Source organism: Stenotrophomonas pictorum JCM 9942, from assembly GCF_001310775.1.
Classification (GTDB): domain Bacteria; phylum Pseudomonadota; class Gammaproteobacteria; order Xanthomonadales; family Xanthomonadaceae; genus Stenotrophomonas; species Stenotrophomonas pictorum.
On record NZ_BAZI01000248.1, the window covers coordinates 1 to 4,025 of the forward strand.

Below are 4,025 nucleotides of genomic sequence, written 5' to 3' on the forward strand. Positions count from 1 at the left end.
CGGCGGTGGCCGCCCGCGTGCTGCCGATGCCCTCCAGCGGTCGCAAGGCCGACGTGGAATGCAAGATGGTGGTGCTCGGCGCCGGTCCCGGCGGCTACACCGCCGCGTTCCGTTCGGCCGATCTGGGCGTGGATACCGTGCTGGTCGAGCGCTATGCCAGCCTTGGCGGCGTCTGCCTCAATGTCGGCTGTATTCCTTCCAAGGCCTTGCTGCACGCGGCCGAGATCATCGATCACGCCGCGCACGCCAATGAACTGGGCATCGAATACGGCGCGCCGAAGATCAGTCTTGACAAGCTGCGTGCCTACAAGGAAAAGGTTGTCGGTCAGCTGACCAAGGGCCTGGCTGGCATGGCCAAGCAGCGCAAGGTGCGCACCGTGCAGGGCGTGGCCAGGTTCATCTCGGCCAACGAGCTGGAAATCACCGGCGAGGACGGCAAGACCCAGCTGCTGCGCTTCGAGCAGTGCATCATCGCCGCCGGTTCGCAGGCGGTGAAGCTGCCGAACTTCCCGTGGGACGACAAGCGCGTGATGGACTCCACCGACGCGCTGGAACTGGCCGAAGTGCCGGGTTCGCTGCTGGTCGTCGGCGGCGGCATCATCGGTCTGGAAATGGCCACCGTGTACAGCGCCCTGGGGGCCAAGGTGACCGTGGTCGAGTTCATGGACCAGTTGATGCCGGGCGCCGACAAGGACCTGGTCAAGCCGCTGGCCGACCGTCTGAAGAAGCAGGGCATCGAGGTCCACCTTAAGACCAAGGCCTCGGGTGTGACCGCCGACAAGAAGGGCATCACCGTGACCTTCGAGGCGGCCACCGAAGGCGAGAAGCCGGCGATGGAAAGCGGCACGTTTGATCGCGTGCTGGTCGCGGTCGGCCGTTCGGCCAACGGCAAGAAGATCGATGCCGACAAGGCGGGCGTCGAAGTCACCGACCGCGGCTTCATTCCGGTCGACCGGCAGATGCGCACCAACGTGCCGCACATCTTCGCCATCGGCGACATCGTCGGTAACCCGATGCTGGCGCACAAGGCCACGCACGAGGGCAAGCTGGCTGCGGAAGTGGCTTTCGGCGAGAAGAAAGAGTGGGTGGCGCGGGTGATTCCGTCGGTGGCCTATACCAACCCGGAAATCGCCTGGGTCGGCGTCACCGAGACCGAGGCCAAGGCCAAGGGCCTGAAGGTGGGTGTGGCCAAGTTCCCGTGGGCGGCCAGCGGTCGTGCCATTGGTACCGGCCGTACCGAAGGCTTCACCAAGCTGATCTTCGACGAGGAAACCCATCGTGTGATCGGTGGTGCCATCGTCGGCATGCATGCCGGCGAGTTGCTGGCCGAAATCGGCCTGGCCATCGAGATGGGTGCCGAGGCCGAGGACATCGGCCACACCATCCACGCCCATCCGACCCTGAGCGAGTCGGTGGCGATGGCCGCGGAGATCTACGACGGCACCATCACCGATCTGTATATCCCGAAGAAGAAGTGATGCAGACGAAGAGCCCGGCAAACGCCGGGCTTTTTCTTTGTGCCAGCCGGGTCGAATTCAGGAGCAAGAAACGCATGAAGCGGTGGTTGCTGGTGGGAATCGTGCTGATGAGTACGCCTGTTCTGGCGGAGACGGATCCGTTGCTGGGGTGTCCGGGGGCCCGGAAATGGAGCGAGCGCAACGAGGCCGCTGCAAAGGCCGCTGCTCTCGCCGCGGTGCCGCCCACTGATCCGGAACGGCGTCGCTTGCTGCGGGATATGGCCGAGCGGGACCGGGAGGTGCGAGAGCGGGCGTTCGGCGACGGGCGCAAGCCGACGCAGGGGCTACTGGATCAGGCTGCCGCGGTGGATAGGCACAACAGCGCGGTGCTGCGTTCCTGGCTGGACGCGGGCCAGTTGCCGACAGACGCCGCAGTAGGGGCCGATGGAATGTCTGCGGTGTGGTTGCTCGCCCAGCATGCAGATGCCGATCCTGTTCTGCAGGCGAAGCTGCTCGAGCACTACGGAGCGGTACCGGACTTCGGCGGCATCGAGGGGCGACGCTACGCGATGCTGGTGGACCGTGTGTTGCGCGCGCAAGGAAAGCCGCAGCGCTATGGTTCGCAGTTCACCCACTGACGCCGATAGTCCGATTGAAATGGCGCCGGTGGAGAATCCGCAACGCCTTGATGAATTGCGTGCAGAAGTCGGATTGATGCCGATAGATGACTGCCGTTGTGTGATGAACAACCTCCGCATGCGTTGAGCGAGGCAGGTCGCTTGGCGCAACAGAAAGTGGGCTTCTTCTCGAAGCTTTCCTCTTCTTTTTCAAGTCGAGGGGCGGGCCTGCTGCATTCGGGAAGAGCAGGGCAGGATGCGTACGCTGCGATGGAATCCCGGCGCCGTGGCGCATCCGCCGCCCGGCATGGGGGGTGTCGCACTGCGCGGCGTCTGGATTGCGGTGCCGGCATCACCAGGCGCGCTGCCGTCTCCTGTCCAAGTTCGTTGCCGGGCATGGCTCGCTATTGCGGTGAACTCCTCCGCCGGGCACGGCGTGGGTGCGCGCACTCCCTTGGCCGTGGACAAAGGGAGGGCCGGCAGGGGCGGTCGGGCTTTGCCGATAACGCCCCTGCCGGGCACAGCGCGGCACTAGTGCAGATCCTGCGGGGTCGATATCAGAACGACAGGCTCACGCCTGCCAGCGGGCCCTTGAACTCCTGCTTCAGGCCGATCACGCCGTCGCTGCCACGCTTGTCGGCATCGAGCTTGAACCAGTCGTAGCCGGCGAAGATGCCGAAATTCGGATTGAAGTTGTACTGCACGATGGCGTTGGCGCGACTGAGGTCGCCCTTGTAATCGTCGAAGCTGCCCCAGCGCGTATTGAGGTACTGGCCTTGCAGGTTGATCAGCCAGTGCTCCGAGGGCGTGAACGTCAGGCGCGCGCCGACCACCGGTGCGATGCCATCGGCTTTCTCGTTGAGGAAGCGGCCCTGGTAGAGGTCTCCCAGGTCGGCATGGGCATCGGCACTGACCTCGGCGTACTCGGCGCCCAGCTGCAGGCCCAGGTCGAACTGCTCGCTGTCCACCACCGAGTAATCGTAGACCAGGGTCGCAACCTGGTACTTCAGCTCGCCCTTGACGAAGCTGCCGGCCGGCACTGTCGTGTCACCGTAGCTGATGCCTTCGTCCAGCGTCTGGCGGCGCTTCTTGTCGTACTTGAAGTAGTCGAAGATCAGGCGCTGGCGGTCGCTGATGCGGAACAGGCCGTCCACGCGCGGTTCCCATTCCTTGCCGCCCATGCCGAAATCCTCGGAAAGGTTGATCGGCTGGCCGCCGATCACGGTGCTGCCGCGGAGGGTGTTGTCGGTGTCGATGTTCATCGCGCCAAGGCGCAGTGTGAAGCGGGGGTCCTGCTCAGCCGCTTGCGCCAGCGGCAGGTGGAACAGGGTCATTGCCAAGGCGCACGGCGCGATCGCTGCCAGCGGGGAGAATTTGCGCATCGTGATTGCTTTCCTGTGTTGCGTGAAAGCAATTGACTATCCCCGATCGCACGTGGCTTGCGGGTGAGCGCGAGGTGCACGCGATGTGTATGCACGCAAAGTGCGGTGAGGTGGCGCCGTCGAGGGCGTGCGGCGCCACCTCACCCGGTCCGTCGCCCACATCGACGAGGTAATGCGCGACGGACTGCCGGTGTGACCTGGCGCGAATCGCGAAGTTCCCGGCATCGCAGTGCAGCATTCCCGCCCCGTGGGTCACCCCGATCGGGATGTTCCAATGAAAATTCCTGAAATTGCGGCAACTTGCATAGTCATAAGGGTGTCCTGTGGCGGTTGTCTCGCAAAATGTCCCACTGCTATACTTTCACGGCTCGACGAGACGTCTTCGCGCGGCTCGGCTCTTCCTTACCATCTAGCAGGACACTTTGACGTGCTGAACTCCGTTGATGCGGGTCGGCGACTGATGTTGCGCGCTGCGGCCTATCCGCTGGCCGCAGTGGTGGTCCTGGCTCTGGCCTTCCTCTTCATGGGGCCAAAGTACGCGCTCGGCGCCCTGGTCTCGGGTGCGGCGG

Annotated in this window: 3 protein-coding genes; 2 read left to right on the forward strand and 1 reads right to left on the reverse strand. The window is 64.3% G+C overall.

The annotated features are described in order from the left end of the window. Window positions 1-1,478: dihydrolipoyl dehydrogenase (lpdA, locus tag JCM9942_RS11730; RefSeq protein WP_157722888.1), on the forward strand; the 1,478-nt coding region annotated here is incomplete at its 5' end. Next, a complete protein-coding gene (locus JCM9942_RS11735) occupies window positions 1,478-2,095 on the forward strand; it encodes a DUF6624 domain-containing protein (protein WP_054659858.1) in 618 nt (205 codons plus the stop codon). The genes lpdA and JCM9942_RS11735, both read left to right, overlap by 1 nt. 536 nt (window positions 2,096-2,631) lie before the next feature. Here the strand turns inward: JCM9942_RS11735 and JCM9942_RS11740 are convergent. After that, complete coding sequence (locus JCM9942_RS11740) at window positions 2,632-3,408, reverse strand: hypothetical protein (RefSeq protein ID WP_425478347.1); 777 nt, start codon at window positions 3,406-3,408, stop codon at window positions 2,632-2,634. Window positions 3,409-4,025 lie beyond the last annotated feature (617 nt).

Excerpts from the sequence above, each read along its gene's own strand:
- JCM9942_RS11740 (WP_425478347.1), bottom strand. The coding sequence starts at position 3,408 with ATGACCCTGTTCCACCTGCCGCTGGCGCAAGCGGCTGAGCAGGACCCC.
- JCM9942_RS11735 (WP_054659858.1), top strand. The coding sequence starts at position 1,478 with ATGCAGACGAAGAGCCCGGCAAACGCCGGGCTTTTTCTTTGTGCCAGC.